Origin of the sequence: Pelagerythrobacter aerophilus (genome assembly GCF_003581645.1) — a bacterium.
Classification (GTDB): domain Bacteria; phylum Pseudomonadota; class Alphaproteobacteria; order Sphingomonadales; family Sphingomonadaceae; genus Pelagerythrobacter; species Pelagerythrobacter aerophilus.
Map to the genome: position 1 here is coordinate 1 of NZ_QXFK01000008.1, position 23,626 is coordinate 23,626.

24 protein-coding genes and 1 pseudogene are annotated in these 23,626 nt (G+C 65.0%); 9 read left to right on the top strand and 16 right to left on the bottom strand.

All coding sequences use genetic code 11. The features are described from left to right. Both D2V04_RS01450 and D2V04_RS01455 read left to right on the top strand, forming a co-directional pair. A pseudogene (locus D2V04_RS01450) lies at nucleotides 1-117 on the top strand (electron transfer flavoprotein subunit alpha/FixB family protein); the annotation flags it as partial. A 2-nt stretch (nucleotides 118-119) separates the two neighbouring features. After that, on the top strand, nucleotides 120-1,475 hold the full coding sequence (locus D2V04_RS01455; protein WP_119511591.1) for an amidohydrolase family protein: 1,356 nt from the start codon (nucleotides 120-122) through the stop codon (nucleotides 1,473-1,475). Nucleotides 1,476-1,496: 21 nt separating this feature from the next. Here D2V04_RS01455 and D2V04_RS01460 read toward each other — a convergent pair whose 3' ends face one another. The 6 genes from D2V04_RS01460 to D2V04_RS01485 all read right to left on the bottom strand — a co-directional run bounded on the left by D2V04_RS01460 (nucleotide 1,497) and on the right by D2V04_RS01485 (nucleotide 8,730). Next, on the bottom strand, nucleotides 1,497-2,705 hold the full coding sequence (locus D2V04_RS01460) for a DUF445 domain-containing protein (RefSeq protein ID WP_119511707.1): 1,209 nt from the start codon (nucleotides 2,703-2,705) through the stop codon (nucleotides 1,497-1,499). Nucleotides 2,706-2,782: 77 nt separating this feature from the next. Further along, nucleotides 2,783-6,295: an efflux RND transporter permease subunit gene (locus tag D2V04_RS01465; protein WP_119511592.1), complete on the bottom strand. Its 3,513-nt coding sequence runs from the start codon at nucleotides 6,293-6,295 to the stop codon at nucleotides 2,783-2,785. A gap of 4 nt (nucleotides 6,296-6,299) precedes the next feature. Beyond that, nucleotides 6,300-7,499, bottom strand: a complete 1,200-nt coding sequence (locus D2V04_RS01470; RefSeq protein ID WP_119511593.1) for an efflux RND transporter periplasmic adaptor subunit — start codon at nucleotides 7,497-7,499, stop codon at nucleotides 6,300-6,302. A 209-nt stretch (nucleotides 7,500-7,708) separates the two neighbouring features. Next, nucleotides 7,709-7,975 carry a GlsB/YeaQ/YmgE family stress response membrane protein gene (locus D2V04_RS01475; protein ID WP_119511594.1) on the bottom strand — a complete coding sequence of 89 codons (267 nt, stop codon included), beginning with the start codon at nucleotides 7,973-7,975 and terminating at the stop codon, nucleotides 7,709-7,711. A gap of 153 nt (nucleotides 7,976-8,128) precedes the next feature. Continuing rightward, entirely contained in the window at nucleotides 8,129-8,428 is a 300-nt protein-coding gene (sciP, locus tag D2V04_RS01480) for a CtrA inhibitor SciP (protein WP_119511595.1), read from the bottom strand. Next, nucleotides 8,425-8,730 carry a hypothetical protein gene (locus tag D2V04_RS01485; RefSeq protein WP_119511596.1) on the bottom strand — a complete coding sequence of 102 codons (306 nt, stop codon included), beginning with the start codon at nucleotides 8,728-8,730 and terminating at the stop codon, nucleotides 8,425-8,427. The genes sciP and D2V04_RS01485 overlap by 4 nt, the downstream gene beginning before the upstream one ends. Before the next feature lie 120 nt (nucleotides 8,731-8,850). Between D2V04_RS01485 and mnmA the strand changes: the two genes are divergently transcribed. From mnmA to D2V04_RS01500, 3 genes are all read left to right on the top strand, one after another. Continuing rightward, nucleotides 8,851-10,008, top strand: a complete 1,158-nt coding sequence (gene mnmA / locus D2V04_RS01490) for a tRNA 2-thiouridine(34) synthase MnmA (RefSeq protein WP_182849616.1) — start codon at nucleotides 8,851-8,853, stop codon at nucleotides 10,006-10,008. A 251-nt stretch (nucleotides 10,009-10,259) separates the two neighbouring features. Further along, nucleotides 10,260-10,517 carry a type II toxin-antitoxin system RelE family toxin gene (locus D2V04_RS18325; RefSeq protein WP_324186833.1) on the top strand — a complete coding sequence of 86 codons (258 nt, stop codon included), beginning with the start codon at nucleotides 10,260-10,262 and terminating at the stop codon, nucleotides 10,515-10,517. Between the two features lie 10 nt (nucleotides 10,518-10,527). Next, nucleotides 10,528-10,866 carry a helix-turn-helix transcriptional regulator gene (locus D2V04_RS01500; protein WP_228766191.1) on the top strand — a complete coding sequence of 113 codons (339 nt, stop codon included), beginning with the start codon at nucleotides 10,528-10,530 and terminating at the stop codon, nucleotides 10,864-10,866. A 160-nt stretch (nucleotides 10,867-11,026) separates the two neighbouring features. Here the strand turns inward: D2V04_RS01500 and D2V04_RS01505 are convergent, their stop codons facing one another. Next, a complete protein-coding gene (locus D2V04_RS01505) occupies nucleotides 11,027-11,377 on the bottom strand; it encodes a hypothetical protein (protein ID WP_182849617.1) in 351 nt (116 codons plus the stop codon). Nucleotides 11,378-11,412: 35 nt separating this feature from the next. On the opposite strand from D2V04_RS01505, the gene D2V04_RS01510 reads away from it, so the two are divergent. Continuing rightward, nucleotides 11,413-12,549 carry a serine hydrolase domain-containing protein gene (locus D2V04_RS01510; RefSeq protein WP_119511599.1) on the top strand — a complete coding sequence of 379 codons (1,137 nt, stop codon included), beginning with the start codon at nucleotides 11,413-11,415 and terminating at the stop codon, nucleotides 12,547-12,549. 13 nt (nucleotides 12,550-12,562) lie between these two features. Here D2V04_RS01510 and D2V04_RS01515 read toward each other — a convergent pair whose 3' ends face one another. The 3 genes from D2V04_RS01515 to pdxH are packed head-to-tail and all read right to left on the bottom strand — an operon-like array spanning nucleotide 12,563 to nucleotide 14,909. Further along, on the bottom strand, nucleotides 12,563-13,357 hold the full coding sequence (locus D2V04_RS01515) for a PhzF family phenazine biosynthesis protein (RefSeq protein WP_119511600.1): 795 nt from the start codon (nucleotides 13,355-13,357) through the stop codon (nucleotides 12,563-12,565). Beyond that, nucleotides 13,354-14,307: a cation diffusion facilitator family transporter gene (locus D2V04_RS01520; RefSeq protein ID WP_119511601.1), complete on the bottom strand. Its 954-nt coding sequence runs from the start codon at nucleotides 14,305-14,307 to the stop codon at nucleotides 13,354-13,356. The genes D2V04_RS01515 and D2V04_RS01520 overlap by 4 nt, the downstream gene beginning before the upstream one ends. Beyond that, on the bottom strand, nucleotides 14,304-14,909 hold the full coding sequence (gene pdxH / locus D2V04_RS01525; RefSeq protein ID WP_119511602.1) for a pyridoxamine 5'-phosphate oxidase: 606 nt from the start codon (nucleotides 14,907-14,909) through the stop codon (nucleotides 14,304-14,306). The genes D2V04_RS01520 and pdxH overlap by 4 nt, the downstream gene beginning before the upstream one ends. A gap of 211 nt (nucleotides 14,910-15,120) precedes the next feature. Here pdxH and D2V04_RS01530 point away from each other — a divergent pair, with 211 nt between their 5' ends. The 3 genes from D2V04_RS01530 to fabI are packed head-to-tail and all read left to right on the top strand — an operon-like array spanning nucleotide 15,121 to nucleotide 17,979. Then, the gene (locus D2V04_RS01530; protein ID WP_119511603.1) at nucleotides 15,121-16,086 is read left to right on the top strand and encodes a DnaJ C-terminal domain-containing protein; all 966 of its coding nucleotides are present in this window, start codon (nucleotides 15,121-15,123) and stop codon (nucleotides 16,084-16,086) included. Between the two features lie 28 nt (nucleotides 16,087-16,114). After that, a complete protein-coding gene (locus D2V04_RS01535; RefSeq protein ID WP_119511604.1) occupies nucleotides 16,115-17,176 on the top strand; it encodes a YihY/virulence factor BrkB family protein in 1,062 nt (353 codons plus the stop codon). Further along, nucleotides 17,173-17,979 (top strand): enoyl-ACP reductase FabI, encoded by an 807-nt coding sequence (fabI, locus tag D2V04_RS01540; RefSeq protein ID WP_119511605.1) that lies wholly within the window; start codon nucleotides 17,173-17,175, stop codon nucleotides 17,977-17,979. The genes D2V04_RS01535 and fabI overlap by 4 nt, the downstream gene beginning before the upstream one ends. Nucleotides 17,980-17,983: 4 nt before the next feature. On the opposite strand, the gene D2V04_RS01545 is transcribed toward fabI, so the two are convergent. From D2V04_RS01545 to D2V04_RS01570, 6 genes are all read right to left on the bottom strand, one after another. Beyond that, nucleotides 17,984-18,409: a hypothetical protein gene (locus tag D2V04_RS01545; protein ID WP_147391747.1), complete on the bottom strand. Its 426-nt coding sequence runs from the start codon at nucleotides 18,407-18,409 to the stop codon at nucleotides 17,984-17,986. Nucleotides 18,410-18,513: 104 nt separating this feature from the next. Continuing rightward, nucleotides 18,514-19,728 carry a DegT/DnrJ/EryC1/StrS family aminotransferase gene (locus tag D2V04_RS01550; RefSeq protein ID WP_119511607.1) on the bottom strand — a complete coding sequence of 405 codons (1,215 nt, stop codon included), beginning with the start codon at nucleotides 19,726-19,728 and terminating at the stop codon, nucleotides 18,514-18,516. Next, nucleotides 19,722-20,363: a NeuD/PglB/VioB family sugar acetyltransferase gene (locus tag D2V04_RS01555; protein WP_119511608.1), complete on the bottom strand. Its 642-nt coding sequence runs from the start codon at nucleotides 20,361-20,363 to the stop codon at nucleotides 19,722-19,724. The genes D2V04_RS01550 and D2V04_RS01555 overlap by 7 nt, the downstream gene beginning before the upstream one ends. Next, entirely contained in the window at nucleotides 20,360-20,956 is a 597-nt protein-coding gene (locus D2V04_RS01560; protein ID WP_119511609.1) for a sugar transferase, read from the bottom strand. The genes D2V04_RS01555 and D2V04_RS01560 overlap by 4 nt, the downstream gene beginning before the upstream one ends. Next, nucleotides 20,953-22,104, bottom strand: a complete 1,152-nt coding sequence (locus D2V04_RS01565) for a glycosyltransferase family 4 protein (protein WP_119511610.1) — start codon at nucleotides 22,102-22,104, stop codon at nucleotides 20,953-20,955. Before D2V04_RS01565 ends, D2V04_RS01560 begins: the two co-directional genes overlap by 4 nt. Then, nucleotides 22,104-23,624 carry a lipid II flippase MurJ gene (locus D2V04_RS01570; protein WP_182849619.1) on the bottom strand — a complete coding sequence of 507 codons (1,521 nt, stop codon included), beginning with the start codon at nucleotides 23,622-23,624 and terminating at the stop codon, nucleotides 22,104-22,106. Before D2V04_RS01570 ends, D2V04_RS01565 begins: the two co-directional genes overlap by 1 nt. Nucleotides 23,625-23,626 lie beyond the last annotated feature (2 nt).

Sequence of the window (23,626 nt, forward strand, 5' to 3'; positions counted from 1 at the left end):
TCCAAGACCATCATCGCCATCAACAAGGATGAGGACGCGCCGATCTTCCAGGTCGCGGACATTGGCCTGGTCGCCGACCTCTTCAAGGTGGTGCCGGAGCTGACCGAGAAACTGTAGATATGCGCAAGCTGGCGCGTCTCACACTCGCGGTACTGGCAACCCTGACTGCCAGCGCCGTGACGGCCGAACCCGCGCCAGCCACCGCTTTCACGCATGCCAATGTGGTCCCGATGGATAGCGAGCGCGTGCTCGCTGACCAGACGATCGTGGTTCGCGACGGCGTGATCGCGCAAATCGGCAAGGATGTCTCCGTTCCGGCCGACGCCACCGTCATCGACGCACGGGGCAAGTGGCTCTCGCCCGGCCTCGCCGACATGCACGTCCATTCGGAGGCGCCTGACGAGCTGGCGATCTATCTGGTCAATGGCGTCACCACCGTACTCAACATGGGCGGCGCGCGGCAGAATCTGGCTGGCCGGACCGCAGCCCGCGCCAATAGCGGGAAAATCGCAGCGCCGCACGTATACACGAGCTGGCTGGTTGATGGCACGGCCGACTACAACGGCCTGGTATTAGACACGCCCGAGCAAGCAAGCGCCTTTCCCGCGCTGGCGAAGGCGCAAGGCTATGATTTCATAAAGGTCTATGTCGGCCTGACACCCCCCGTCTATGCCGCACTGGCCCAGGCAGCCGAGCGCGCCGAGATGCCCATTATCGGTCACGGCGTGTACGCGGTTCGGATCGACAGCCAATTCGCCCAGGGCCAAGCGATGATCGCGCATCTGGAGGAATTCTTCTATTCCTACCTGTTTCCGCCCGGGCAGGGCGGAGGCGAGGATGTGCCGCCCGAGTCGCGGATCGCCGATGCGGTTGCACTCGCGAAACAGTACGATGCCACGGTCACCGCTGATCCGCTGACATATCGCACCATCGCCCTGCTCGCCAGCCATCCGGAACGCGGCCCGACCATCTTCCGCAGGCCCGAGTTCGACCTGTTGCCGCAGCGTCGTCAATTGCAATGGCTGTCGAGCGACTATTTCGCCAAGACCGCCAAATTGCTCCCACGCGCCGATTTCGAGCGACGGCTGGTCAAGGCGTTTGCCGATGGCGGTGTACGGCTGATCCTGGGGACCGACGCGCCGACCATCCCCGGCCTATTTCCCGGGGTTTCGGCGCATGACCAGCTCGATGAGCTGCTGGCCGCGGGCCTAACGCCCTATCAGGCACTGATGACCGCAACCGGAGCCGCGGGCGATTTCATCGCCAAGACCAAGGGCGGGACACCGTTCGGCCGCGTCTTGGCCGGTCAGCGAGCGGACCTCATCCTCTCCAACGCCAATCCGCTGGAAAATCCCGCGACGCTGCGTGAGCCGGCAGGTGTCATGGCAGCCGGCAAATGGTATGACGCAGACGATCTGGCGAAACTGCAGGGCACGGTCGCGAAGCACTACGGTTCGGCGCGCGAAACCCGCTGACACAGCGTCGAGCGCCCCGCTCTAAAGCAACGCGCTCACCCCATGGATCGTCACGCCCACCAGCCCGCCAACCAACGTGCCGTTGATGCGGATGAACTGCAGGTCGCGGCCGACGGCGTTTTCGAGGCGATCGGTGATCGTGCGCGCGTCCCAGCGGCGGACGGTTTCAGAAACGAGCTGGACGATCTGCCCGCCGTAACGGGTCGCGATGCCGACGGCGGTGCGGCGGGCGAAGCGGTTGACCTGCGGCTGCAGGCGCGGATCGTCGCGTAAGGCTGCACCGAGTTCCGCCAAGGTACCGCCCAGCCATCCATCCATTGTCGAGTCAGGATCGCGGGCCATGGCGATCAGGCCGGTGCGCATCCGTTCCCACACGCCCTGCCACCAGTTCGCGACCGCCGGATTGTCGAGCAGCTCGCGCTTCATCCGCTCGACCTTGGCACGAGTTTCGGGATCGTGGACCAGGTCGTGCGCGACTTTCTCCAGCCCCTCCTCGATCTTGCCGCGGAGTGGATGCTCCGGATCGACCAGCACTTCGGCGAGCAGGCGGTAAAGTCCGTCGAGAACCGAGTTCGCCAGACGTTCGTCTAGGCCGGTCCAGCGCAGCAGCGCATTAGCGCGCTCGTGGATCATCGCGCGGACCATTTCCTCGTTGTCTTCCAGCGTCAGACCCGCCCAGCGGATGATGCTGTCGATCAGCGGCAAGTGCCGCTTGTCGGCGATTGCCGCGCTAAGCATCTGTCCGAGCAGCGGGGCGGCTTCCAGCTTGTCGAGCTGGCGCTTGAGGCCGCTGCGCACCTGACCGCCGAGCCGTTCCTGATCGAGCGACTCAAGCGCGCCGGCGAACAGTTCGGCGGCACCTGCGCCAATCCGCGACTGCGCGCCGCCACCCGGCTTGACGAGAAAGTCGCCGACCGCCCGCGCGAGGTTCATCGCCTGCATCCGGCGCGCAACAACGGCGGGCGTGAGGAAGTTGTCGCGCAGGAACTGCGCCATCGTATCGGCGATACGATCCTTGTTTTCGGGAATGATCGCGGTGTGCGGGATCGGCAGGCCGAGCGGATGGCGGAACAGCGCCGTCACCGCGAACCAGTCCGCCAGCCCGCCGACCATCGCGGCCTCGGCGAACGCGTGCACGTAACCCCAGGCAGGATGCACGCCAAGATATTGGTGCGAGAACAGGAACACCCCCGCCATCGCCACGAGCATGGCCGTGGCGGTCATGCGCATGCGGCGCGCACGGTCGGGCGGGAGCGGAGCGCGCCTCATGGAGAGGAAACGCGCGGGTCGCGGCGGAGTTTCGCCGCTCACTCCGCGGGGTAGGGCCCCGGGGGCGGGCGCCGCGTTGCGGGGACCGGCTCCCCGTCCGGTCCGGGCTCCGGCGGCGGAGCGGGAGCGCGGCTCTCGTCGCCCGGACGGTAAGTGAGCAAGCGGCCACGCAGCCAGGGACCAAGTCGCTTTTCCAGGCCATCGGCGAGGCTGAACCCAGCCGGCACGATCAACAGCGTGAGGAGGGTGGACATGATGAGGCCGCCGATGACCACGGTGCCCATCGGTGCCCGCCAAGCGCCGTCGCCCGAGAGCGACAGCGAGACCGGGACCATTCCCGCCGTCATCGCGACCGTGGTCATCACGATCGGCTGCGCACGCTTGTGCCCCGCATCCATGATGGCGTCGAGCTTGCGCACGCCCTTGTCCATCTCCTCGATCGCGAAGTCGATCAGCAGGATCGAGTTCTTCGAGACGATGCCGAGCAGCAGCAGAATGCCGATATAGACCGGCATCGACTGCGGCTGACCGACCAGCCAGACTAGGAAAATGCCGCCCAGCGGTGCGAGTGCGAGCGAGGTCATGTTGACCAGCGGGCTCATCACCCGCTTGTAGAGCAGAACGAGCACCGCGAAGACCAGCAGGATGCCGGACATGATCGCGATCAGGAGGCTCGTCATCATTTCCTGCTGCCACTCGTCCTCGCCCACGAGGTCGCGGATCACGCCCTGCGGCAGGTCCTTCAGGATCGGCAGTTCGTTGATCTGTGCGTCGGCCTCGCCCTTCACCACCCCTTGCGCGAGGTCCGCGCCGATCAGCACGCGGCGGTTCTGGTTGTAGCGCTGGATCGTGGTCGGGCCGGAGCCGAAGCTGATATCGGCGACCCGGGACAGCGGCACCGTTCCGCCAGTGCGGGTGGGTACAGGCAGGTTCTCGATCGTCGTCAGGTTCTCGCGCGATTGCTCGGGCAGCTTGACCCGGATCGGGATCTGCCGGTCCGACAGGGAGAACTTGGCGGCGTTCTGTTCGATTTCGCCGAGGGTCGCGATCCGGATCGCCTGGCTCATCGCGGCGGTCGTCACGCCTAGCTCGGCGGCGAGATCGGCGCGCGGCTCGATGATGATCTCCGGCCGGTTGATATCGGCGCTGATGCGCGGCGCAACGAGTGTGTCGAGCGCTTTCATCTGTTCGACGAGCGTGGCGGCGGTCTCCTCCAGCAACTCCGGATCGGAACCTGCGAGCATCACAGTCACATCGCGCCCGCTGCCGAAACCGCCGGATTGCGACTGGAAACGCACCCGCGCATCAGGAATCTGCGCCAGCCGGGGCGCGAGCGCGCGTTCGAATTCAACCGATGTCCGCTCGCGATCGGGCTTGAGTGTGATGTAGATCGACGCATTGCCCACGCGCACGCGCTCGAGCGCGCGCAGCACCTCGGGCTCCTGATAGAGAATTTCCGCGACGTCATCCGCAACCCGCTCGGTGGTCTCTAGCGTGGTGCCGGGCACCATCTCGATCTCGACCTGACTGTTGTCGCTGTTGATGTTCGGCTGAAACTGGGGCGGAACGTTCATGAACAGCAGAATAGTGAGGATCAGCGCGAAATAGCCGGTCATCATCATCCACACACGGTGGTCGTAGAAGCGGGCCTCCAGCCAGCGCCAGGTGTCGTGGATGCCGCCGCCGATCATCCGCCAGGGAAGGCCTATCAGCTTGAGCAAGCCCCACCCGGCGCCGAACCCGATCGCCACGACCAGCAAGAGCTCGAGGGTCTCGATCAGCTTGAGGACGAGGAAATGGAAGATCCCTTCCCCACTAGCGAACAGGGCGCCTGCAACCGTTTCGGGTATGCTGATCGCCTGCAGCGCGTTGTACGCCCCGAAAACGACGGCGAACGGCACTACGATGAGCAACAGGACCGTTGCCAAGAACCCCAGTCCATAGAGGAAACGATTGCGCGGCCCCGCGAGCCCTTCGCGGCGCGCATGCATCTTTCCGCGATTGAGCGACCACGCGAGGACGCCCATGTAGCGGTCCATCATCGGCCCTTCGCCGTGTGCGGCATGCCCCTTGGCCTTGAGGAAGTAGGCCGCGAGCATCGGCGTGATCATGCGCGCGACGGCCAGCGACATCAGCACCGCGATCACCACGGTGATGCCGAAGTTCTTGAAGAACTGACCGGAAATACCGGGCATGAGCCCGACCGGCAGGAACACGGCGACAATGCAGAAGCTGGTCGCGACCACCGGCAGGCCGATCTCATCCGCGGCGTCGATCGATGCCTGATAGGCCGATTTGCCCATGCGCATGTGGCGCACGATGTTCTCGATCTCGACGATCGCGTCGTCGACCAGCACGCCTGCCACAAGTCCCAGCGCGAGCAACGAGAGCGAGTTCAGGTTGAACCCGAGCAGGTCCATGAACCAGAACGTCGGGATAGCCGAAAGCGGGATCGCGATCGCCGAGATCACCGTGGCCCGCCAGTCGCGCAGGAAGAAGAAGACGACGACGACCGCAAGAATGGCGCCTTCGATCATCGCCGCCATCGAGCTTTCGTACTGCTCTTCGGTATACTGGACGGTGTTGAACAACGGGATGAAGCGCACGCCGGGATTCTCGGCCTCGATCTTCTCGATCTCCTCCTTCGCCGCTTCGAAGACGGTGACGTCGGATGCGCCCTTGGCGCGCGACATCGCGAAGTTCACCACTTCCTTGTCGCGCACCTTGCTGATCGAGGTCCGCTCGCTATAGCCGTCGCGCACCGTGGCGACATCGGCCAGCTTGACGGTCCTTCCGTCGCCGAGCTGAATCTGCCGCTGCGACAGTTCGTAGGCGGTCTCGGTGCTGCCGAGGACGCGGACCGACTGGCGCGTACCGCCGACTTCGGTGTTGCCGCCCGCCGCGTCGAGATTGGTCTGCCGCAGCACATTGTTGATCTGGCTGGCGGTGACGCCGAACGCCTGCATCCGCTCGAGATCGATGATGACCTCTATCTCGCGGTCGACACCCGCGAAACGGTTTACCTCGGCCATGCCTTCGATCGAGAGCAGCCTTTTCGCCACCGTATCGTCAATGAACCAGCTCAGCTGCTCGATCGTCATATCGTCGGCTTCGACGGCGAAGATGCCGAGGAAGCCGCCCGAGATCTCCTCTTTGGTTATGCGCGGCTCGATGATCCCGTCGGGAAGACTGCCGCGGATCTGGTCGACCGCGTTCTTGACTTCGGCGACTGCATCGTTCGGATCGGTCCCGATCTCGAACTCGATGAAAGTGCTCGAACTGCCTTCGCTGGCAGTCGAGTTGATAGACTTCACCCCATTGATCGATCGGACCGCCGATTCCACGCGTTGCGTGATCTGGTTCTCGATCTCTGTCGGCGCGGCACCGGGCTGGGATATCGAAACGTTGACCGCCGGGAACTCGATCTCCGGGTTGTTGACCACATCCATCCGCGCGAACGACATCAGCCCGGCCAGCAGCAGCGCCGTGAAGAAGACGAGCGGAATGACCGGGTTGCGGATCGACCAGGCGGAGATGTTGCGGAAATTCATGCGCTCAATTCCCGTCCGCGGTTACCTTGCGAGGCGAAACGGTTTCGCCCGCGGTCAGGAACCCGCCGGCGCGCAGGACGACCTGCTCGGCGCCCGTAAGGCCCTCGGCGATCGCAATGCCCCGGCTGGTCACCAGGCCGATGCGGACGCCGCGCCGCTGCGCCTTGTTCTCATCGTCGATAACGAAGACATAGCTGCCCTCGTCGTCCGACAGGACTGCCGATTCGGGCAGCAACGGCGCTACGACGTTCCCGCCGCCAATGGTCGCGCTGGCGAAGCCACCCGGACGCAGCTCACGCGCGTAAGGCAGGGCGATGCGCGCGGTGCCCTGGCGGTTCGTCTCGTCTATGGTCGGCGAGAGCTGCCAGACCTGGCCGGTAAAGCGCTTGTCGGTTCCCACCGGTGTGACGGTGGCCGGGACGCCGACCGTCAGCTTGGCGAGATCGGATTCGCTTACTTTCGCAAGCATCTCCATCTCGCCGCCCTTGGCGATGGTGAACAGCGGTTCGCCGCCGCCCGCAACGGTCTGCCCAGGCTCGACGTTGCGGTCCAGCACCAGGCCGGAGGCCGGCGCATAGATGTTGAGCCGCGCGGTGCGTTCCTGAAGCTCGCGGAGCTGTGCGCGGGCGACCTGAACCCGGGCGCGGGCCGCGTCGCGGGTGGCGGTCAGCCGATCGACGTCGGCCTGCGAAATGAACCCGCGGTCGACCAGTTGGAGCGCACGGTCGAGATCGGCCTGCGCGAGATCGGCGTCGGCCTCGGCCACGGCAATATTGGCGCGCGCGGATGCGATCTGCTGCGTTTGCACGGAACTGTCGATGACCACGAGAACCTGGCCCTGGTTGACCCAGTCGCCGGCATCGACCGGCACGGAGACGACACGGCCACCCTCGCCCACGGAGCCCACCGGCAGAGGCCTGCGCGCGGCGAGCGTCCCGCTCGCCTCGATCTGGCCTTCGATCGTGGTCGTGCCCGGCGTAATCACCGATATGACCGGCAACTGCGACTGGTCTTCGCCGGCGGCGACGTTCGCACCGTTGCCCCCGCGGGTGACGAAGAACGCAATCCCGGCCAGCACGATCAGCGCGATCACGCCGATTATGATCAGCCGGCGCCGCCGCGTGGCACGTACGTTCATTTCCCCATCGAGATCGGCGGGATAGCCTTCGGCTCTGTCGGCCGTGACGGTCGTTTCGTAGTTCATCGCGTTCTCAGCCTTCCGGAACCGGGCAGTGTATTACCCCTATAACTCACTGCTGGCAATAGCCGGTCGCCATTAAACCGCTGCGCGAAGCGCGACAATCCGCAGTTCGACGGGGGGCGTATGCGCCCGACGAATGACCACGAAATGCGAAAGGGCGGGGACGGCTTTCGCCGCACCCGCCCTTGCATGTGTTCAGGAGATCGCGGCGCTTAGCGAACGCGGCCGCGCTGAACCAGGTTCACGATAGCTAGCAGCACGATGGCACCGACGAGGGCGATGATGAGGCCGGTCAGCGAAAACTCCTGCACGCTTCCCTCGACACCAAACAGGGGTCCTGCGAGCGCATTGCCGATCAGCGAGCCGATACAGCCAACCACTACGTTCCAGAAGATGCCCATCGACGCGTCGCGGTTCATCACCAGGCTCGCCAGCCAGCCGGCAACGCCGCCGACGATGATTGCGATAATCCATCCCATTCGGAAATCCTCCTGTTTATGCAGTGCCCGGCTCAAACGAAGCGCAAGGCATTGCGGTTCCCGGCATTTTCCATACCGCGGCAGGAGGATACGACAAATGTGGGTCGAGAGCTAGGCCGGGCGCATACCTCGCGCTGGAGCGGAGCGGGCGGATCAGTACTTCAACTGCCGCTCGTAGAGGTCGCGGTAGTGCTGAATCCGGGTGACGCGCAGGCCCTGCATGCCCGACCGGTCGACCGCCCGCTGCCAGGATGCGAACTCCTCCAGCGTCAGGGAATAGCGATCGAGCACTTCATCGATGGTCAGCAGGCCGCCATTGACCGCGGCAACGACTTCCGCCTTGCGGCGAACGACCCAGCGCTTCGTATTGCGCGGCGGCAGATCCTCGAGCGTGAGCGGCTCTCCGAGCGGGCCGATCACCTGGGCGGGGCGGAATTTCTGGTTCTCGATCATCGTATCTCTCGGTCGCCGGCCCACCGCGCTCTCTGCGGCGGCAAGATCTTGCCGCCCGGATCTTTGCCATGGGTTAAATTATTAAGGTTAACGAGGCGTTGCTTTTGGCGCCCCGCATCTCCTGCACGCTCGCCGAATCGCTCGAAGTTGCCCACCGGATGATCGCCTGCGGCCGTCATTGCGTGGCGCACTTCGTCCGCGGCGGCCAGCCGCATGACGATTTCCTCCCAGCAGGGTACGCGCAATGCGCTGCCTTCGGCCGGCCGGCCGGCCACAGCGGGTATGATGGTGCCTTCGAACATGGACTCGCCTTACGCCCGAGATCGTCAACGTGAGGTAAAGCCGACCATCATTTGTCGCCGAGAATTCATCCGCGCGGCTGCGGCTTTATGGATTGGCCGCGGACGTGTATGGGCCCGCGCATGAACGCACCCGCCACCTTTGCGCGTGAAATGGATCGTGCCGCGCTGTTCGACTTGCCGCGCCCCGCGCAGGAAAGCCGGATCGTCGTGGCTATGTCCGGCGGGGTCGACTCTTCGGTCGTCGCCGCCCTTGCATCGGCGAGCGGCGCGGAAACCATCGGCGTCACGCTCCAGCTCTACGATTATGGTGCCGCCACCGGTCGCAAGGGCGCGTGCTGCGCGGGCGACGACATCGCCGACGCGCGCGCCGTGGCCGACCGGCTCGGTATCGCGCACTACGTGTTCGATCACGAGAGCGCGTTCCGCGAAGAGGTGGTCGAGACGTTCGCCGACGATTACCTCGCCGGGCGCACGCCGGTTCCATGCATCCGCTGCAATATGGGGCCGAAGTTCACCGATCTCTTCCGCATGGCGCGCGAGCTCGGAGCGGACTGTCTGGCCACCGGGCACTACGTGCGGCGGATCGCCGGCGCCGAGAGCCCCGAACTCCACCGCGCGCTCGATCCGGCCCGCGACCAGTCGTATTTTCTCTATGCGACGACCGAGGAACAGCTCGACTTCCTGCGCTTCCCGCTGGGCGGCCTGCCGAAAAGCGAGGTGCGCCGCCTCGCCGAAGCCGCCGGCTTGCGCAACGCGGCCAAGCCCGACAGCCAGGACATCTGCTTCGTGCCCGACGGCGACTATGCCAGGATCGTCAAGACGCTGCGTCCCGAAGGCGGCGAGCCCGGTCCGATCGTCCATACTGCCACCGGCGAGACGCTTGGCACGCACAGGGGCATCGTTCACTACACCGTCGGGCAGCGCAAAGGCCTCGAGATCGGCGGTCAGGCAGAACCGCTCTACGTCGTTGGAATCGATGCGGAAAGCCGCACCGTCAGGGTCGGTCCCCGGCACATGCTGGCAGTCACCGCCGCCCGACTGATCGAAACCAACCGCATCGGCCCGCTGCCGCAGACACCGCTAACGGCCAAGGTCCGCTCGCTCGCCAAGCCCGTCCCGATCACGATCGACGGACCACTCGGGGGCGGCGCATCCTGCACGATCCGCTTCGCCAACCCAGAATACGGCGTCGCCCCGGGCCAAGCCGCCGTGATCTACGCCAGCGAACGCGTCGTGGGCGGCGGATGGATCGATTCCACTGAAGGCGCTGTTCCCTAGCGCTGATTGGCTGAGGTCAAGAATCTCGAGTTGTTTAATCTCGGGAATTTTCGATCCACTAGCACAAACGCTTATGGCAACTTGCAAGACTATGCTGCGCTGCAGGACTATGCTGCAGATCGTACGCGCGCCTCGATCGTGTATTCGCCAGCGACGGTCACAAGTCAGATTCTGCGCAGCCGGCGCGACACGAGACGCACAGCCCGATTGACGATGTAGCCATTGACTACAATGTCGCCGTAAGCTACATAATGAAAGTGAGACAGATCACTTACACGCGCGCGGCCCTCAAGATCCTTCGGAAGATGCCCGCCAACACCGCTAGGCTGATCGTATCCAAAGTGGAGCAATATGCTGCCGATCCCGCGTCACTCGCGAACAATGTGACCGAACTTAAGGGCCGAACGGGCCTTCGTTTGCGAGTTAATAGCTGGCGCGTGATCATGAATGACGATGGGACCGTTCTTGCGGTTCTCGAGATTGGCCCGCGCGGAAGCGTATACGGATAGGAGCTAGATGATGGATACCGTGACCATTGACCGCGCCGAATACGACCGCCTGACGGAGGCAGTGAACGAACTTGAGGATCTGCGCGCTTATGACCGGGCCATGGCGCGTCTGGAGGCCGGCGAGGATGAGTTGATCCCTGCCGAAGCGGCCGCGCGCCTCCTTTCTGGCGAAAGCCCAGTGCGTGTGTACCGCGAGCTGCGCGGCCTCACGCAGCAGCAACTTTCCGATGCGTCGAACGTAAACCGCGTGCAGATTGCTGATATCGAGGTGGGCCGGAAGCAGGGATCCATCAGTACCGTGAAGCGGCTTGCCGAAGCGCTTAACGTTGCAGTGGACGATCTCGTTTAGGCATTTTCATGCAGTTGTACGTGCGACGACGAGAGTTCGGGTCGGCGGCCATGATCTCCGCAAACCCTGCCCGCTGAGATTACCGTCTCTACTTGACCGGCCCCTAGGCCGCGCACGCGCGAGTTCGCGCAACAAACACCATGCTTTCCGGTGTGCGGTCTCAACCCTCCCACGGCTCCAACACACAGCCGTAGCCGTCGCGCAAGGTGGCGGTTTCGTTGGCGAGGAGGGGGAAGCGGGCGGTGACGCTCTTTGTCTCGGCATCCTCGCTCAGGATGACGAGTTCCATCCCGGCGAGCTTGTCCTTCCCGCAGTCTTCGAGGCTGCGCCCGCCGAGGTAGCGGCACGAGCATGCGACGCGTGCGGAATAGGCTGCCGCGGTCTGCGAGTATCCGGTGATCGGCGCGCGGAAGTACCACGCGAAACCCGCTGCGATCAGCACCACGATCCCCAGCACCAGCGGCCAGCGCCGGCGGCGCAGTTGGCCTTTGCGGGAGGAGGATTTTGCCATTGCCAAGCCTGCCATGCTGCGCGAGGGAACGCCGCATGCGCCTGCGGCCCGCCCCCCTTATCGTCTGCCTCGCTTCGCTGCCAGCCCTGCTCTCGTGCAGCGACGCTGCGCCCGTGCCGGAGCCGCTGACCGAGAAAGCGTTGGCGGCGGTGAGCGAGAATCCGGGCGCCCCGACCGAGCAGCTTGCGCGCCGGGTGGACGACCTGTTCGCAAAGGAAGGGCTTGGCGAGACCCGCGCGCTGATCGTGATGCACGGCGGCGAGATCGCGGCCGAGCGTTACGCGCCGGGCTATGACAAGGATACGCGCTTCGTCAGCTGGTCGATGGCCAAGACGGTGACGGCGGTGATGATCGGCATGCTGGTGGCCGACGGGCGGCTGGCGCTCGACGACTCGCCGCCGGTACCCCGCTGGCAGCGCCCGGGCGACCCGCGCGGAGAGATCACCCTGCGCCAGCTTCTCCAGATGCGCAGCGGGCTGCGCCATACCGAAGGGGGCGATCCGCCATACGAATCATCCGAAGTGCGGATGCTGTTCCTCGACGGGCGTGACGACATGGCCGACTGGGCCGAGAGTCAGCCGCTCGAAGCCGAGCCGGGGCGGGAGTTCGAGTACTCCTCCGCCACCAGCGTGATCCTGGCCGACATCGCCGCGCGCGTGCTTTCCCGCAGTGACGATCCGGAGGCACGGCGGCGCGCCGTCGCGGACTATCTCGAGACGCGGCTGTTCGTCCCTCTGGCGATGGATTCGATGGTGCCGGAGTTCGATGCCAGCGGCACGTTGATCGGCGGCAGCCTGATCCACGGCAATGCGCGCGACTGGGCGCGGTTCGGCGATTTCCTGCGCAACAAGGGCTCCTACCGCGGCATCCAGCTCGTCCCGCGCAAGTGGATCGAGCTGATGACCACGCCAAGCCCGCGCAGCCCACACTACGGCATGCAGACCTGGCTCAACCGACCGCTGGACGACGAGAGCGGGAGCAAGAGCCACCCGCTGTTCCCCGACCGCGCGCCTGCGACGATGTTCGCGGCGATCGGCCACATGGGCCAGTACATCCTCGTTTCGCCCGAGCAGAAGCTGACCGTGGTCCGCCTCGGTCATTCGGATGCCGAGGAGCGCAAGGCGATGCTGCAGGAGCTCGCCGATATTGTGGAGCTCTATCCGGCGACTTGAGCCCGCGCGACTCTCACTCGGGCAGGTAAAACGTCCCCTCCACCACCGTCACGCACGGGCCGCCGAGCCAGGCGCGATCGCCTTCGAAGCGGCAAGTGAGGTCGCCGCCGCGGCGGGAAGCCTGGTGGGCGGTGAAGCTTTCCCGCCCCAGCCGGGCCGCCCAGAACGGCGTGAGTGCCGCGTGGGCGGAGCCGGTGACGCTGTCCTCGTCGACCCCGCCGCCGGGCACGAAGACGCGGCTCACCACATCGACGTCGCGGCCCGGCGCGGTGCAGATGAACTGGTCATCGCCGAGCGCGCCGAGGCCGCGGAGGTCGGGCGCCAGCGCGCGAACCTCGTCCTCGCTGCCAAACAGATAGATCCCGTAACGGTCAGGATTACGCCAGATCTCGAGCGGCTGCGCGCCGAGCAGCGTGACGGCCTCGGGCCGGTCGGAGCGCTCGGTGGGGATCGCGGGCAGCGCAAGCTCGTAGCCCGCTTCGCTTCGCCGCACTTCCAGCACGCCCGCCTTCCGGGTGCGGAACGTCACTCGCTCCCCGCCGTCGCGGCCGAGCAGCACGTGGCCGCTGGCGAGCGTCGCATGGCCGCAGAGGCGGATTTCGCAGGCCGGGGTGAACCAGCGCAGCTCCCAATCCGCCGCGCCGGTTTCATCGGGCACGACGAAGGCCGTCTCGGCGAAGTTGTTCTCCTCCCCGATCGCCTGCAACACATCGTCGGGCAGCCATTCGCCCAGCGGCATGACCGCGGCCTGGTTGCCGGCGAAAGGCCGGTCGGCAAAGGCATCGACATGCCAGTAGGGCAGCTTCATGGCGCGTCCTTCTCCAGCTTCTCGAACTCGTCGGTCTCCGCGAGCGGGTTGTCCGGTTCGTCGACATGGCCCTGCGGGTCGATGTGGATCAGTAGCTCCATCTCGGGAAAATGACTGCAGAGATCGGCTTCGACCCGTTCAATGATTTCGTGCGCCTGGGCGACGGTCATGGTGCCGGGGAGGTCGACGTGAAATTGAACAAAGTCGCGCGTGCCGCTCGTGCGCGTGCGAAGATCGTGGAGGTTGGTCAGCTCCGGGTGGCGGGCGGCGCGTTCGACGAAGCGCTGGCGCTTATCCTCCGGCCATTCGCGGTCCATGATCTGGTCGATCGCCTCGCTCGCCGCGCGCCAGGCGCCCCACAGCAGCCAGGCCGCGATCGCGAGGCCGAACAGCGGGTCCGCGCGCGAGAAGCCGAGATACTGGTCGAGCACGAGCGCGGCGATGACCGCGAGGTTGAGCAGCAGGTCGGACTGGTAGTGGACGTTGTCGGTCCGGACCGCGAGGCTGCCCGTGCGGCGGATCACGTGGCGCTGCCAGGCGAGCAGGGCGAAGGTCGCGAGGATCGCCAGCAGCGAGACCGCGATCCCCTCCTCCGCCGCAGTGGTCTCGCCGCCTTCGATCAGGTGCGAGATCGCCCGGAACGCGATGCCCGAGGCGGAGAGCGCGATCAGCATGACCTGGAACACCGCCGCCAGCGCCTCGGCCTTGCCGTGGCCGAAGCGGTGCTCCTCGTCCGCCGGCTGCGCCGCGATCCACACGCCGGCGAGCGTGGCGAGGCTGGCGACGAGGTCGAGCGCGGTGTCCGCGAGGCTGCCGAGCATCGCGCTCGATCCGGTGCGCCAGGTCGCCCAGCCCTTGAGCACGGCCAGGAACAGCGCCGTCGCGATCGAGGCATAGGCGGCGCTGCGGGTCAGCGCGGCGCGATCGGCGGGGGCGGCCTGCGCGGTCACGGGTAGAGCAGCGTGCTCGACCAGCCCTCGCCCTCGCGGGTGAAGAGGCGCCGGTCGTGAAGGCGATTGGGGCGGTCGAGCCAGAACTCGATCCGCTGCGGCCGCAGGGTGAACCCCGTCCAGTGCGGCGGCCGCGGCACTTCGCCCGAAGCCTTGCACGCGTCCTCCAGCGCCTCGACCCGGGCTACGTAAGTCGCGCGGCTGTCGAGCGGGCGCGACTGGTCGCTCGCGGCCGAGCCGAGCTGGCTGACGAACGGACGCGAACGGAAATAGGCGTCGGCCTCGGCCGCACTGACCTCCATCAGGGGACCCTCGATGCGGATCTGGCGCCGCAGGCTCTTCCAGTGGAACAGCAGCGCAGCCTGGGCATTGGCGCGGATTTCCTGGCCCTTGCGGCTCCGGGCGTTGGTGAAGAAGGTGAAGCCGCCCGCCCCGTGCCCCTTGAGCAGGACCATGCGGACCGAGGGCGCGCCGTCCGGCGTGGCGGTGGCGAGCGCCATGGCATTGGCATCGTTCGGCTCCGTCTCCCGCGCCTCGGCCAGCCATGCGTCGAACAGGGCCAGCGGATCGCTGTCGGGGAGGGCAGTTTGTTCAGCTTCCACCGGGCATTCCTGACTAAGTGTTGACACATGCGACACGCTTCGCCGCCTCCCGGCGGGAAAGTCGCACATGGCCGTGACCTTACAACCAAGCGGCCGGACCGCAGCCCCGCCGGATATTGCTCAGCCCTATCGCGCGGGATGCGTGGAGGAAAGCCTCTGCCCACCGCCACGCCGCTTGCGCGGCGAGACTGTTGCACCTAGCTAACACGCCATGGCCGATCCCTACACAACGCTCGGTGTTTCGCGCAGTGCGACCGAGAAGGACATCAAGAGCGCCTACCGCAAGCTCGCCAAGGAGCTGCATCCGGATCGCAACAAGGACAATCCGAAGGCCGCCGAACGCTTCTCGCAAGTGACGCAGGCCTACGATCTGCTCAGCGACAAGGACAAGCGCGCCCGTTTCGACCGCGGCGAGATCGATGCGGACGGCAACCCGGCCAATCCCTTCGCCGGCATGGGCGGTGGCGGATTCGCCGGTGGTGCGGGCCGCGGCCAGCGCGGTTTCCGCGCGGAGGATTTCCAGGGGTTTGCCGACGAGGGCGTCGACCTGGGCGACATCTTCGAAGGGCTGTTCGGCGGCGGCATGGGCGGCGCGCGGCGCACGGCCGGCGGCATGGGCGGCGGTTTCGGCCAGCAGCGCCGCCCGCCCCCGCCCCGCAAGGGCGGTGACATCGCCTATCGCCTGCGCGTGCCTTTCGTCGACGCCGCGGTCCGCAAGGATCAGCGCATCACCCTGGCCGACGGCAAGACGATCGACCTCAAGCTGCCCGCCGGGGTCGAGGACGGCACGCAGATGCGCCTCAAGGGCAAGGGCGACCAGGGCCCCGGCGGCGCCGGCGATGGGATCGTCACGATTTCGATCGATCGCCACAAGTTCTTCCGCCGCGACGGCGACGACGTGCGCATGGACCTGCCGATCACGCTCGACGAAGCGGTGAACGGCGCCAAGGTCCGCTGCCCCACGGTCGACGGCCCGGTCATGCTGACGATCAAGCCCGGCACCAGCGGCGGGACCACGATGCGCCTCAAGGGCAAGGGTTTTTCGGCCAAGTCCGGCCAGCGGGGCGATCAGCTGGTGCAGCTCGAGATCGCGCTGCCGGCGGACGTTTCGGAACTGGCCAAACGGCTGGAAGGCTGGCAGGACGGCGGCAACCCGCGCGCCGACCTGGGAACCTGACCCGGGCCCCCGCCAACCGAACGGGCCGATGAGCGAGAAAGACCTTCCCCAGCCTGAGGAACGCGTGGTCCACACGCTCTCGCCCGAGGAACGGCGCAAGGAAGCGATAGAGGCCAGTCTCGGCCTGCGCGAGCGCGTGGCCCAGCACGTCGGCCCCGGTACGCGAGCGTTCGAGGTCGCCAAGCGCGTGCTCGTCGGCACCTACAACGACGGTTTCATCCACGCCGGCAACCTCGCCTACATGGCGATGCTGGCGATCTTCCCCTTCTTCATCCTCGGCGCGGCGATCTTCTCGTTCGTCGGCGAGGAAAGCGAACGCGCGGCGACGATCGAGGCGGTGCTCTATGCCCTGCCGCCGATCGTCGGCAACGTGATCGAGCCGGTCGCGCGCAACGTCGTCGAGGCGCGCAGCGGCTTACTGCTGTGGGCCGGCGGGCTGGTCGCGCTGTGGACCGTATCGAGCCTGATCGAGACGATCCGCGATATCCTGCGCCGGGCCTACGGCACGGCGGCGACCGAGGCGTTCTGGAAATACCGCCTGCTCTCCGCCGGGGTGATCGTGGCCGCGGTGGTCCTGCTGATGCTCTCGCTGATCGCGCAAGTGGTGATCGGCGCGGCGCAGGAAGTGATCGACGCCTATCTCCCGTGGCTTTCGCACGTGATCTCGCAGTTGCAGCTCTCGCGCCTTATCCCCGCTTTCGGCTTGTTCGGATCGCTCTATCTGCTGTTCCTGACACTCGCTCCCAGTGCCTACCGAGATCGGCGCTATCCCAAGTGGCCGGGCGCGCTCGCGACGACGATCTGGTGGGTGGCGGTAACGGTGGCGCTACCGCCGGCGATCCGCAGCTTCTTCAGCTACGATCTGACCTACGGCAGTCTGGCCGGCATCATGATCGCGCTTTTCTTTTTCTATCTCGTCGGCCTAGGGATGGTTATCGGCGCCGAACTCAACGCCGCCATGGCCGAGACTCCCGAGGAAGAGGAGAACCGGATCGGCCAGGCCGACAATCGTAGACGGGCGGCGGCGCGCCGCGCGGCGGTGGAGAAAGCACGCGCCTTGGCAGAAGAGCAGAAAGAGGAAACGAGATGAGCGGGTTGATGGCTGGCAAGCGCGGGCTGATCATGGGTCTCGCCAACGACAAGTCGCTGGCCTGGGGCATCGCGCAGAAGCTGCGCGAACACGGCGCGGAACTGGCGTTCACGTATCAGGGCGAGGCGCTGGCGAAGCGCGTGAAGCCGCTCGCCGAGCAGCTTGGGTCGGATTTCACCTTCGAATGCGACGTGTCGGAGATGGACGCGCTCGACGCGGCGTTCGAGACGCTGAAGAGCCGCTGGGAAACGATCGACTTCGTGGTCCACGCGATCGGCTTTTCCGACAAGAACGAACTGCGCGGGAAATATGTCGACACCAGTCTCGACAACTTCCTGATGACGATGAACATTTCCGCCTACAGCCTGGTCGCGGTGGCCAAGCGGGCCGCGCAGATGATGCCGAATGGCGGCAGCATCCTGACGCTGACCTATTACGGCGCGGAGAAGGTCATCCCGCACTACAACGTCATGGGCGTCGCCAAGGCCGCGCTCGAGACCAGCGTGCAGTACCTCGCCAACGACCTCGGCCCCGACAATATCCGCGTGAACGCGATCAGTGCCGGCCCGATCAAGACCCTCGCCGCAAGCGGGATCGGCGACTTCCGCTACATCCTGAAGTGGAACGAGCTCAATTCGCCCCTCCGCCGCAACGTCACGATCGAGGACGTCGGTGGATCGGGACTCTATTTCCTGTCCGACCTCTCCTCAGGCGTCACCGGCGAGACGCACCACGTCGACGCGGGCTACCACGTGGTCGGCATGAAACAGGAAGACGCGCCGGATATCGCGCTGGACCGGTAGGGCTTCAGTCGCTCTCGCAAGCCTCGGCGACCGGCACGGTCCGCTCGCCGAGGCCGAGCCGCGGAAAGCTGCGCGCGAGGATGAGCAGGACGGTCGGCAGCACCATGGTGAACAGGATATCCGAGATCGTCTCGTACACCAATCCTTCGCGCGCCGTTCCATAGGTCAGCGCCCGCGACCAATCGAGCAGCTCGTTGCCGATCTCGAGGGCGAACACGAACAGCCAGGGCCAGGCACTCGCCAGCCCCCGGCGCATGAACGCCGCCGCGAGGACCTGCAGCAGCAGCCCGAAATAGGCATGCAGAATCGAGTGGCTGATGCCGGTCCAGTCCGAGAGCCAGAACTTCCACCCGATCCACTCGGCCGCAATGCGAACGATCCACGGATCGGCCTGCGCTGCCAACGCCATGAAGAACGAGCCGATTTCCATCGGCGGCGACATAGGGTGCAGCTGGTGGGGTGGCAATGGCGGTACGACAATGCGGGGTATTTCGTCCATGTACCGCCGCTGTCGCAGGCGGCGGTGCGCGGCCGCTATGCGTGTCGGGTGGCGCGCTCTAGGACCGCAGCGCTGACCTCGGCCGTCTTGCGGATCTCGTCTTCCGTCAAGGTCGGATGGACCAGCCACATGATGCTCGTCTCTCCCAGCTCGCGAGCGACCGGGAGCCGCTCGGGTGGCCGCAGATCGGTGCCTTCGAAGGCTTTCTCAAGATAGACTTCGGAGCAGCTGCCCTGGAAGCACGGCACGCCGCCCGCCACGATCTCCGCAACGATCCGGTCCCTGTCCCAGCCAGGCGCGAGCCGCTCCGGCTGGACATAGGCATAGAACTTGTATTGCGCGTGGACGGTATCGCGGTCGCCGATCACCGGGGTGCGGACAATGCCCTCCGGGCCGGAATGAGGCCCAAGCGCCTGATGCAGGATATTGGCGTTCCGCGTTCTGGCGGCCGTCCAGTCGGCCATTCTCCGGAGCTGAATACGGCCGATCGCCCCCTGAACCTCGATCATCCGCCAGTTCGTGCCGAAGCTCTCGTGCACCCAGCGAAAACCTGGCGGGTGCGAACGTTCGTATACCGCTTCCCAGCTCTTCCCGTGGTCCTTGAACGACCACATGCGGGACCAGAGATCGCGATCATTGGTCGTGACCATGCCGCCCTCGCCCCCTGTCGTCATGATCTTGTCCTGACAGAAGGACCACGCGCCGACGTGGCCAATCGATCCGACGCTGCGCCCCTTGTAACGTGCGCCGTGCGCTTGCGCGCAGTCCTCGATCACCTTGATGCCCCGCGTTTCGGCAAGCGCCATGATCGGATCCATATCTGCCGGCCAGCCGGCGAGATGGACGACGATGATCGCACGGGTGCGGTCGGTCAGATGAGGTGCGATCGTCGCCGCGGAGATATTCCCGCTGTCGCGCTCGACGTCGGCAAACACCGGAACGGCGCCTGCGTTGACGACGCAACTGACGGAAGCGAGGAAAGTCCGCGGGGTAACGATGACCTCATCGGTGGGCGAACCGCCGTTCGCTGCGCCGATGCCCAATCCGTGCAGCGCGAGGTCGAGCGCGACCGTCCCGTTAGCCAGCGCGATGGCATGCGTGCATTCCGACCATTCGGCGAACTCGCGTTCGAACTGACGGCATTCCTCACCCGTCCAATAGTTGACGCGGTTGGAGCGCAAGACCGCGGAGACCGCGTTCACTTCCTCCTCGGTAAAACTGGGCCAAGGGGCGAAAGCGGTGTTCAGCATTTCATCTCTTTATCCATGATCCGGGCAGGATTGCCGACGACGGTGACACCGGGAGGTACATCCTTCGTCACCACGGCGCCCATTCCGACGGTCGCGCCGGCGCCGATCGAGATACCTTGGCGGATGATCGCGCCCGATCCGATATAAGCATGGCTACCGATCGTCACGTTGCCGTTGCAGCGCACTCCCGGGGCGAACGTGACGTAGTCTCCGATCACGCAGTCGTGTTCGACATAGGAGTACAGATTTCCGTGAAAGCACCGCCCGATCCGAATGTTCGAGGTCAGGGTGACAAAGGGCGAGAGCAAAGCGCCGGGGCCGATCTCGACGTCGTCCATGATGATGACGTTGGCGGCGAAGACCCCGATGACATCGATTCCCGCGGTGCGGCAGCGATGGTCGAGCACCTCACGAACACCGGCATTTGCAACGGCCAATGCTGCCAGCCGCTGAGACGCGGGCTCGCTGACGAAGCGATCAAAGGTCCAGATGGAATGGCCATTGGCAACGTCCGTCGTGGGAGCGTCATCGATAAACACGAGCTGGGCATCCGTTGTTGCAAGCTGCTGTCGAAGCAAGGGCATGATGCCCCTCCCGCAGCCGCTCGCGCCGTAGACGCCATACAGTGGCTTCACGATTTGGGCGTGCCCTGGAATTTGGGCATGGTTGCCTCCCCGTCCGCGCTGATGCCATCGCGTTGCAGGACCTTCAGCACGGTCAGCCACAGTATCTGCATGTCGAGCTTCATACTCCGATTGTCGACATACCACACGTCGAGGGCGAACTTCTCATCCCAGCTGAGCGCGTTCCGTCCGTTGATTTGCGCCCAGCCGGTGAGGCCCGGACGCACCTCGTGCCGCCTGGCCTGCTCGGCACTGTAGCGCGGCAGGTACTCCATCAAGAGCGGGCGTGGTCCGACCAGACTCATGTCGCCCTTCAGCACGTTCCAAAGACTTGGCAGCTCGTCGAGGCTAGTAGAACGGAGAAAACAGCCAAACGGCGTGAGCCGGCTCGCGTCAGGTAATAGCACGCCATCGGCGTCAACAGCATCACGCATTGTCCGGAACTTGATCATGCGGAACGGCTTACCCATGCGACCCGGCCGCTGTTGCGCGAAGAGCACCGGCGATCCCATACACCGGCGCACAGCGAGCGCCGCCACCGCAATCACCGGCGCCAGAAGGATCAACGCTGCCAACGCGGCGATGATGTCAATCAAGCGCTTCATGCCCTGCGGTCCGTTATGCCCATCGCGCTAAACATGACGACCGTGACCTTCTCTGCGGAATATTTCTCCCGCGCCCGCTCAAGCGCCTTTGCCCCCATGCCGTCAATCGCCCTCGGCGCGGCGAGGATACGAAACATCGCATCTGTCAGTTGCTCGACCGATTGCGGTGCCACCAGAAAGCCACTGATGCCGTCCTCAATCGTTTCGCGGCATCCTGGCGCGTCAGTGGTGATGACCGGACGACCAGTTGCCAGCGCCTCCAGCACCGTGCGGGGTGTGCCTTCACGATAGCTCGGTAGCACGAACACGTGGGCTTCGGCCAAAAAAGGCCGCACGTCGGCCTGCTCGCCATGCCAGACGATATGTCCCTCCTCCGCCCAGCGCGTCACTTCCGCTTCGCTGATCGCATTAGGATTGGGGTCGATCCCGCCGACAAGGTGAAAGCTTGCGTCGGGATAGGTCTGGCGTACGCACTCGGCCGCGGCCACATATTCTCGCACCCCTTTGTCTCCTAGCAGCCGCGCGATCATCAGAAAGCGCAACGGTCCCTTGGGCATGGGTCGCGGGGGATAATGTACGAGGTCAACCCCTGATCCGTTGACGATGGTCACCGGCGTCAGGGGTAAGAGGAGACCGAAATCACGGAACATCGCCAAATCATCAGGATTTTGAAAGAAAACACCGTGAGCGCGCGCCAGTGCGATGCGGTACAACGTGCGCGAAATCCGTTGCACTATTCGGCGTTTGCCCTTCGCCTCACCGGTGAAGGCATAGCCAAGGCCGGTAATCATTGCATACCGCTGCGGCACCCCAGCGAGCCATCCGGCGAGTGTGCCCCATACGACGGGTTTGATCGTATAACTAAGAATCAGCGTCGGTTTGATCCGGCGCATCAGCTGCACCAGCGCGATTAGGGCCCTCAGGTCAGCGGCCGGGTTGAGCCCTGCCCGTGCGATCGGTACCGAATGGGCCGTGACCCCCATCTCGCGCAGCGCGTTGGCGGTCGCGGGGTCGGCTTCGATTGCAGCTGCCGCAACATGAACCTCGCACCCAGCATCGCGGAGCGCGCGCAACAAGGGCGCGCGAAAATTGACGAGCGACAGCGGCAGCGCTCCGATCAACAGAAAACGAGGGGGGGCAAGCGCCATCACGGTATCCCATCCGGCGAGATTCTTGGCAAACCTCGCAGGTCGGCGTGGACTGCCGATGGCTTGACCCCGAACAGCGCCAACAGGGCGAGCAGCAGCGGGACGTAAACCCCACCGACGATCAACCCGGCGGCAACGAAGCGCGCCACCAATGGCAAGGCGACGAAAGCGCCGGAAGCCGAGACCGCCGCCAGGAAAGCGGCCGCGCCCGCCACCACGGCCGCCATGAAGTAGACCGCCAGGCGGCTCGTCAGTAGCGCGGGCTTCCACATCGCCATGATCGCGAACTGCCCTATGCAAAAGATCAGCGCAGAGATCGAAGCGCCCGCCGCGACGCCCCATATCCCGTACAGATCCGACAAGATCAGGCTACTCGCGAGATTCACCGCCGCCGCGACGATCCCGATCAACAGCGGCGCCATCGTCTTCTGATAGGAAAAATAGACGCGATTGAGCAGTTCGCGCAACGCGACGAACATTACGCCGAGGCCGAGGATGCCGAACAGCGTAGCGGTTGTCTGGACATCGTCCGGCTGGAAGGCGCCGCGCTGATAAATCAGCGCGACGACTTCTGTCCGTAGCGCGAGGGCCCCCGCCGCGGCCGGCGCGGTGCTAACCAGGATCAGTCCGAGAGCGCGGGTGAGGACGTCGGCGTTTCTGGCGTCGTCCCCTTGCGCAGCGTGAGTCGCGAGCGCTGGAAAAAAGAGGTAGGAAACCAGCCACGAAAATACACCCGAAATAAACAAGGCTAGGCGGCTAGCATAGTTGAAGTGTGAAATCGCACCCGCACCAAACCCGGAGGCGATGGCGGTGCCAATGAAGATGTTGAGCTGATCGAGAATCACCGCAAAGATCATCGGCGCCGACAACAATGACAAGCGGCGCCACGTTTCAGGGCGAATCCTCCACCCCCATTTCGTGGCATAGAAGCGACGCGTCTGTGTGCGCTGAATTACCGCTTGTACCAGATATGCGGCGACGGCGCCGACCACCGCGACGGTCACGTCATCCATCAGATAGGCGACGACGATCGCCGCCGTCGCGATCAGATTGTTTATGACGGGAACTGCCAACGGTGGCACGAAATGACGGTTTGCCTGCTGCAGTGCACTCTGCACGCCGACGTAGCCGGTGAACACGAATCCTAGCACCATGATGCTGGTCAGTTTGACCGCTAGATCATGAGTGAAACCATCGATCAACGGCGCGAAAATCGACACCATCGGCTCCGCCAAAATAAGGCAAAGAGCGGTCAATGAGATCGCGGCATAGGCGTAGTAGCGGATCGCTTCGTTTACTAGTCGCTCGGCCGCCGCCGGATTAGCCATCGTGCGCACATACATTGGCGCGAAGACCGATGCGATCGTCCCATAAATGGCAAGCCAGATCACGCCCGGCAACTGATTCGCGATGAAGTAAGCATCCGTTTCAGGACTGGCCCCGAAGAAGTATGCAAAGACAATATCCTTCACCATCGCCGCAAGTTTCCCGGCGATGGTCAGCAGAACCAGAGCGGCCACTA

What these genes read in the sequence shown, in the direction of transcription:
- D2V04_RS01455 (WP_119511591.1), top strand. Translation starts at nt 120, where the DNA reads ATGCGCAAGCTGGCGCGTCTCACACTCGCGGTACTGGCAACCCTGACT.
- D2V04_RS01460 (WP_119511707.1), bottom strand. Translation starts at nt 2,705, where the DNA reads ATGCGCATGACCGCCACGGCCATGCTCGTGGCGATGGCGGGGGTGTTC.
- D2V04_RS01465 (WP_119511592.1), bottom strand. Translation starts at nt 6,295, where the DNA reads ATGAATTTCCGCAACATCTCCGCCTGGTCGATCCGCAACCCGGTCATT.
- D2V04_RS01470 (WP_119511593.1), bottom strand. Translation starts at nt 7,499, where the DNA reads ATGAACTACGAAACGACCGTCACGGCCGACAGAGCCGAAGGCTATCCC.
- D2V04_RS01475 (WP_119511594.1), bottom strand. Translation starts at nt 7,975, where the DNA reads ATGGGATGGATTATCGCAATCATCGTCGGCGGCGTTGCCGGCTGGCTG.
- sciP (WP_119511595.1), bottom strand. Translation starts at nt 8,428, where the DNA reads ATGATCGAGAACCAGAAATTCCGCCCCGCCCAGGTGATCGGCCCGCTC.
- D2V04_RS01485 (WP_119511596.1), bottom strand. Translation starts at nt 8,730, where the DNA reads ATGTTCGAAGGCACCATCATACCCGCTGTGGCCGGCCGGCCGGCCGAA.
- mnmA (WP_182849616.1), top strand. Translation starts at nt 8,851, where the DNA reads ATGAACGCACCCGCCACCTTTGCGCGTGAAATGGATCGTGCCGCGCTG.
- D2V04_RS18325 (WP_324186833.1), top strand. Translation starts at nt 10,260, where the DNA reads ATGAAAGTGAGACAGATCACTTACACGCGCGCGGCCCTCAAGATCCTT.
- D2V04_RS01500 (WP_228766191.1), top strand. Translation starts at nt 10,528, where the DNA reads ATGGATACCGTGACCATTGACCGCGCCGAATACGACCGCCTGACGGAG.
- D2V04_RS01505 (WP_182849617.1), bottom strand. Translation starts at nt 11,377, where the DNA reads ATGGCAAAATCCTCCTCCCGCAAAGGCCAACTGCGCCGCCGGCGCTGG.
- D2V04_RS01510 (WP_119511599.1), top strand. Translation starts at nt 11,413, where the DNA reads ATGCGCCTGCGGCCCGCCCCCCTTATCGTCTGCCTCGCTTCGCTGCCA.
- D2V04_RS01515 (WP_119511600.1), bottom strand. Translation starts at nt 13,357, where the DNA reads ATGAAGCTGCCCTACTGGCATGTCGATGCCTTTGCCGACCGGCCTTTC.
- D2V04_RS01530 (WP_119511603.1), top strand. Translation starts at nt 15,121, where the DNA reads ATGGCCGATCCCTACACAACGCTCGGTGTTTCGCGCAGTGCGACCGAG.
- D2V04_RS01535 (WP_119511604.1), top strand. Translation starts at nt 16,115, where the DNA reads ATGAGCGAGAAAGACCTTCCCCAGCCTGAGGAACGCGTGGTCCACACG.
- fabI (WP_119511605.1), top strand. Translation starts at nt 17,173, where the DNA reads ATGAGCGGGTTGATGGCTGGCAAGCGCGGGCTGATCATGGGTCTCGCC.
- D2V04_RS01545 (WP_147391747.1), bottom strand. Translation starts at nt 18,409, where the DNA reads ATGGAAATCGGCTCGTTCTTCATGGCGTTGGCAGCGCAGGCCGATCCG.
- D2V04_RS01550 (WP_119511607.1), bottom strand. Translation starts at nt 19,728, where the DNA reads ATGCTGAACACCGCTTTCGCCCCTTGGCCCAGTTTTACCGAGGAGGAA.
- D2V04_RS01560 (WP_119511609.1), bottom strand. Translation starts at nt 20,956, where the DNA reads ATGAAGCGCTTGATTGACATCATCGCCGCGTTGGCAGCGTTGATCCTT.
- D2V04_RS01565 (WP_119511610.1), bottom strand. Translation starts at nt 22,104, where the DNA reads ATGGCGCTTGCCCCCCCTCGTTTTCTGTTGATCGGAGCGCTGCCGCTG.